The sequence below is a fragment of the Oligoflexus tunisiensis genome, assembly GCF_001748245.1.
GTDB classification, from domain to species: Bacteria; Bdellovibrionota_B; Oligoflexia; order Oligoflexales; family Oligoflexaceae; genus Oligoflexus; species Oligoflexus tunisiensis.
Genome location: NZ_BDFO01000001.1, coordinates 493,737 through 498,223 on the forward strand (window position 1 = coordinate 493,737; position 4,487 = coordinate 498,223).

Genomic DNA, 4,487 nt, shown 5'->3' on the forward strand with positions numbered 1-4,487 from the left:
CGTCGTGATGTCGTGCAGCCTGACGGTGATGGTGGGCTGCTGATTCATGGTGGAAAGCAGCATTCCGATGATGAGCGGCCAACCCGCCCTTGCGTCCTATTTCAGCCATATGTTCACGGTTTCTACTGACGGCTTCGCCACCTTTACGACCCGCCTCAGCGGCTTCTTCTGAGGTGAATTCATGAGCGTTGCCGGATTCATGAGCAGCTCGGCCTCCACGCCGTGCGATCTCGCGTTGCTGCTCGGGATCCATGGCGGCAAAACCGCGCTCATTTTTCCCAGCCATGATTGTATACTCCTAGATTTCTGTGTTTTTCATATCTCCTCAACTGAAAGAGCTACGGTATGAAATTTGCAATTTTTATACCGATTTGTCTTTGGAAGGGAACATAAGGGCGATGACACGGGTGAAGACTGCGGAGCTGGGCAACACTTCGTCCGCTTTTAGTGTACCGCGCGCTTATGGACGTGGGGTCAATTTCAGGGTGATCCCCGGCACGGGCGCCATCGTAATATTAGGTGCCAGCGTAAATGAGGTGTCGGGTACGCATGCGATTTGATAGCGGCGGATCACGTTGACCACAATCAAGAGCGCTTCCTTGATGGCAAGATCATAGCCAATGCATTTTCTGGTGCCGCCACCGAAAGGGAAGAACGCGAATTCCGGCCGATCTGCGACCTTTTCCGCAAGGAAGTGATCGGGCCAGAAATCATCGGGCCGCTCCCAGTAGCGCGGATGCCGATGAACGGCGTACTGCGGCAACAGAAAGGTTGTGCCTTTCTTGAAGATATAGTCACCCCACTGAAGGTCCACTTTGCAGGTGCGATTCACCATCCAGGCGGTGGGGTAGAGCCGCATGGATTCCTGCAAACAGCGCATGGTCAGATCCAGTTTATCCAGATCCTCAAGGCTTTCCCCACCTGGAGGCAGGCAAGTTTGGATTTCCTGGTGCACCTGCTCCTGAATCGCATGATTCTGCGCCAGCAGCCAGAGCGTGAATGACAAGGTATTCGCTGTTGTATCATGGCCAGCCAGCATAAAGGTGGCGATTTCATCGCGAACCAATTCATGCGCCATGGCCTTCTTCGTCTCTGGATCACGTGCGGTCAGGAGGCGGGCGAGGTAATCATCACGATCAGAACCAGTCCGCTGGCGGAGCGCGATGATTTCATCGATCACGTTATATAAAGTTTCCCGGGCTTTTAGAAATTTACGGTTGCGAGCCGTCGGGATGGAAAGAGGCAAAGGCAGAGCAGCCCAAAAAAGATAGCCAATGTAGTCCTGGCCATCGGCAAAGGCTTTCATCAGGAGGCCTTTGTAGGCATCGGTGTCAGTGGAAAACAGCGCTTCAAGAGCGATTTGAAAGGTCAGGCTGGTGATGGATTGATAAACGTCGATGCAATCAGCTTTTTTTGGCAAGGACTGCATGAATAGGTCGGTCTTGCGGTGGATAATATCCAGGTAGCTTTGCAAGGCGCTTTGATTGAAAGCGGGATTGGCCAGGCGTCTCTGTTGCCGCCACAGTTGTGCGCTGCTTGTGACCAAACCGTCGCCTGCCAGCGGTTTCATACGGTCGTAGATTTTCCCTTTTTCGAACAGGCGTTCCGTCTGGAGAAAGACCAGTTTGATGAAAGCCGGATCCGATACCAAAACCCCGCGAATGCCTGGCATGGGAAACCTGACAAAGTCACCATAGGTGCGCGCAAGCCTTGACAGGAGCGAAACGCCATGCTTCTTGAATTCCAGTCCGACCCCGATGAGAGGCGGTGTTTTTGGACCAGGCAACTGTGGATACGAATCTTGCCGGATAGGGGTATTCAGAACTTCCAGTTTTACCGACATGATCCATCTCTTTTTATTGATTGTGGTGCTGAAAAGCAGGCTTCATTTGTAGCCGTTATTGATCCAGGCCTGAAGGAAAATTTTCAGGTTTTCCGGCTTGGTTTTGTTCTGGATGAAGCGCTCGGCCCAGCCCCCGCTACCCACCCAGGTGCGGTTGCTGACGATGTCCGTGGGTTTCAAACTGAGGTTGGCTGCATTCCTTGCAGAGGGAACGCCATAGCCACCCTGGGCATCGCTGCTGTGGTGGCATGCGCTACAAAGAAGCGCATCATCACGGCCAATCGTTTGACTTGAAATAATCTGCGCCAGCGTTTTGCCATCGACATTCGCATTGGGAGCGAGGCCAAATTTTTTCGAGTCAATGGGATCATTCCAGCCCAATTTGGAGTTCGCAGCGCTATTTGCACTTTGAGCCTGGGCCATGGTTTGCAATACTTTTGTCGCGTCGGGTTTCTCGTTGCCACAACCTGCCAAAATGAGAAGCAGGCTTATCAGCACGCTAAGGTGTGCCACCGTTCCTATCCTCCAAATGCGGGTGTGATGTAGCAAGCAAGATTGGGACCATCTGTCCACGGGTTCGGGCTTCGCTTTTATCTCTAAATTTATCGATAATTTCAACTGGATACAAAACAGCCTGCAGGCACTCGAAATGGGTTTCGCTCTTGCAAGTGTCCAGAATCACGGCACTGAGTGACAGATTTGCACCCGAATTCGTGATCAGAAAGCGTTTTAAGGCATTGTCATAATCACCAGCGACAGCCTTAACCTCATAAAATGACTCGCCCTGGCCACGAGGTCTTGGCATTGGAGCGCAGTTGGGCTAGAAATTGGGGCTCTGTTCACAAAGGATGCCTCATGGGTTTCAAACCACGTTCCACGCCCATCATGATCAGTAAAAATGCCGGCAAACCTGTCGAAAAAAGACCGGAACTTTTGTACTGCGGCCTGCATATTTGCGAAACCCTGGTGCGTCTCCGCAAGCAGGATATTATTCGGGTGTATTGCACCGAGGAGCTGCTGGCCAGCTTTGGTGAGCTCCTGCGCTGGTGTGCCCAACAAAAGAAGGCCTATCATATCGTCAGCCCAGCGGATCTGGAACGCATCACAGCTTCCGTGCATCATGAGGGTGTGGCGATTCTCGCCCGGGCTCCTGGGCACGGCAACGAGCAGGCCCTGCGCAAAAGGCTCGAAATCTTCCCACAGCCTTTTATCTTTCTCGATGGCGTCCAGAATCCCCACAACATAGGTACCATCATGCGGGTGATGGCTCACTTCGGCTGGCGAACGCTGGCCGGACATCAGCAGCTGCCCCCACTGTCTGCGGCGACGGCACGGGTGAGTGAAGGGGGCGCGGAATTTGTGGACACCTTTGTGCTGGATCATGCCCTGAACTTTCTCAAGAGTTTGCGTCAGCTGGGTTATCGCATCGTCGGGACATCAAGCCATGCGCGCACTTCACTTTATGCGCAGCCTTTGGCGCAAAAATTATGTCTGGTCATGGGGCATGAGGTGCATGGCGCCTCACCGGAAATTGAAGCGCTTTTTGATGATGCGATCGTGATTCCTGGCACTGGCGCCGTGGAAAGTTTGAATGTGGCGGTGGCTACAGGTCTGATGCTTGGGGAATATAGTCGTTTGCACGGCGTGCGGAAGGACAGCGCATCGGCAGAGCCCTGAGCGTTCCTCACGCCACATCCTTTCGAGGCGGTTTTTTCTCGTCCATCAGGTGAAGGTCATTCCCAAAAGCAGGCCCATGGCGGGCGGGGCCGATGGTGCGGATCAGAGCATCGGCGGCAAGGGGTTTGGTCAGCACACCATCCATGCCTGACTGCCAGGCCTTCTCCTGGATTTCCTCCGGACTGTTGGCTGTCAGAGCAAAAATCAAGGGTCCACGCTTGGGTTGATGGAGAGCCCGAATACGCTGCGTGGCCTCATAGCCATTCATTCTGGGCATGCGCCCATCCATGAAAATTACATCATAGTGTTTTTGCCTGACCTTGGTGAGAGCCTCGACTCCATCCGCGGCGGTATCCACCGTAAAACCGAGCTGGGTCAGAAGGCTTGCGGTTTCTGTTTCTCTCTCACATTGAGGGAATAGGTGCGAACCCGGCCTTCCTTCCGCGAACTCACGAGGTGGCACGCCTCGAGGAGATTCAAATGCTGAACAAAGGAAGGCAAAGCCATATCAAATGGGGCAGCCAGTTCCTTGGTGGAGCGCGAACCCTTGCTCAGCCTTTCGAGTATGGCGCGCCTGGTGGGGTCCGCAAGGGCCTTGAATACGTGATCCAGCTGTAAAGTCGCATTCCCCATAAGCCCCACTCTAGACCTGATGAATACTTAGGTCAATGCCTAAGTTTACGCAAGCGGCTTCGCCCAAAGTCGGTCGGTTCTGATAAGGGCGCGCATCGAGCGGAAGTGCGATTGTGATGGTGGTTCCCAGCTCGGCCGTACTGTCGACTTCGATCGTGCCGCCGTGAGCCTCCGCGATACCACGAACAATCGGCAAACCAAAACCCCAGCCCTTGATGTCATCGCCGGCTGCCTGATGAGCCCGGTAGAAAGGCTGAAAGATGTTTTCCCGATCTTCCAGGGGAATCGGCTGGCCTTTGTTGTGGACGCCGATCTTCAGGCTGCCATGCTCCTC

General features: G+C 53.8%; 6 protein-coding genes and 1 pseudogene. 1 reads left to right on the forward strand and 6 read right to left on the reverse strand.

Going from position 1 to position 4,487, the window contains the following annotated elements:
* From OLTU_RS02265 to OLTU_RS02275, 3 genes are all read right to left on the reverse strand, one after another.
* Positions 1 to 286 (reverse strand): KGG domain-containing protein (locus OLTU_RS02265; protein WP_141736728.1); only part of this gene is annotated, 286 nt, incomplete at its 3' end.
* A gap of 174 nt (positions 287 to 460) precedes the next feature.
* Complete coding sequence (locus OLTU_RS02270) at positions 461 to 1,843, reverse strand: cytochrome P450 (RefSeq protein ID WP_141731137.1); 1,383 nt, start codon at positions 1,841 to 1,843, stop codon at positions 461 to 463.
* 42 nt (positions 1,844 to 1,885) lie between these two features.
* Positions 1,886 to 2,356: a hypothetical protein gene (locus OLTU_RS02275; protein WP_141731138.1), complete on the reverse strand. Its 471-nt coding sequence runs from the start codon at positions 2,354 to 2,356 to the stop codon at positions 1,886 to 1,888.
* Positions 2,357 to 2,698: 342 nt separating this feature from the next.
* Here OLTU_RS02275 and OLTU_RS02280 point away from each other — a divergent pair, with 342 nt between their 5' ends.
* Positions 2,699 to 3,520 (forward strand): TrmH family RNA methyltransferase, encoded by an 822-nt coding sequence (locus OLTU_RS02280; protein WP_141731143.1) that lies wholly within the window; start codon positions 2,699 to 2,701, stop codon positions 3,518 to 3,520.
* 7 nt (positions 3,521 to 3,527) lie between these two features.
* Here OLTU_RS02280 and OLTU_RS02285 read toward each other — a convergent pair whose 3' ends face one another.
* From OLTU_RS02285 to OLTU_RS31735, 3 genes and pseudogenes are all read right to left on the reverse strand, one after another.
* On the reverse strand, positions 3,528 to 3,983 hold the full coding sequence (locus OLTU_RS02285) for a response regulator (protein ID WP_141731140.1): 456 nt from the start codon (positions 3,981 to 3,983) through the stop codon (positions 3,528 to 3,530).
* A pseudogene (locus OLTU_RS33085) lies at positions 3,932 to 4,153 on the reverse strand (ArsR/SmtB family transcription factor); the annotation flags it as partial. The gene OLTU_RS02285 and the pseudogene OLTU_RS33085, both read right to left, overlap by 52 nt.
* A 10-nt stretch (positions 4,154 to 4,163) precedes the next feature.
* A partial coding sequence (locus tag OLTU_RS31735) for a sensor histidine kinase (protein WP_176736262.1) occupies positions 4,164 to 4,487 on the reverse strand: 324 nt, incomplete at its 5' end.

What these genes read in the sequence shown, in the direction of transcription:
- OLTU_RS02280 (WP_141731143.1), top strand. Translation starts at nt 2,699, where the DNA reads ATGGGTTTCAAACCACGTTCCACGCCCATCATGATCAGTAAAAATGCC.
- OLTU_RS02270 (WP_141731137.1), bottom strand. Translation starts at nt 1,843, where the DNA reads ATGTCGGTAAAACTGGAAGTTCTGAATACCCCTATCCGGCAAGATTCG.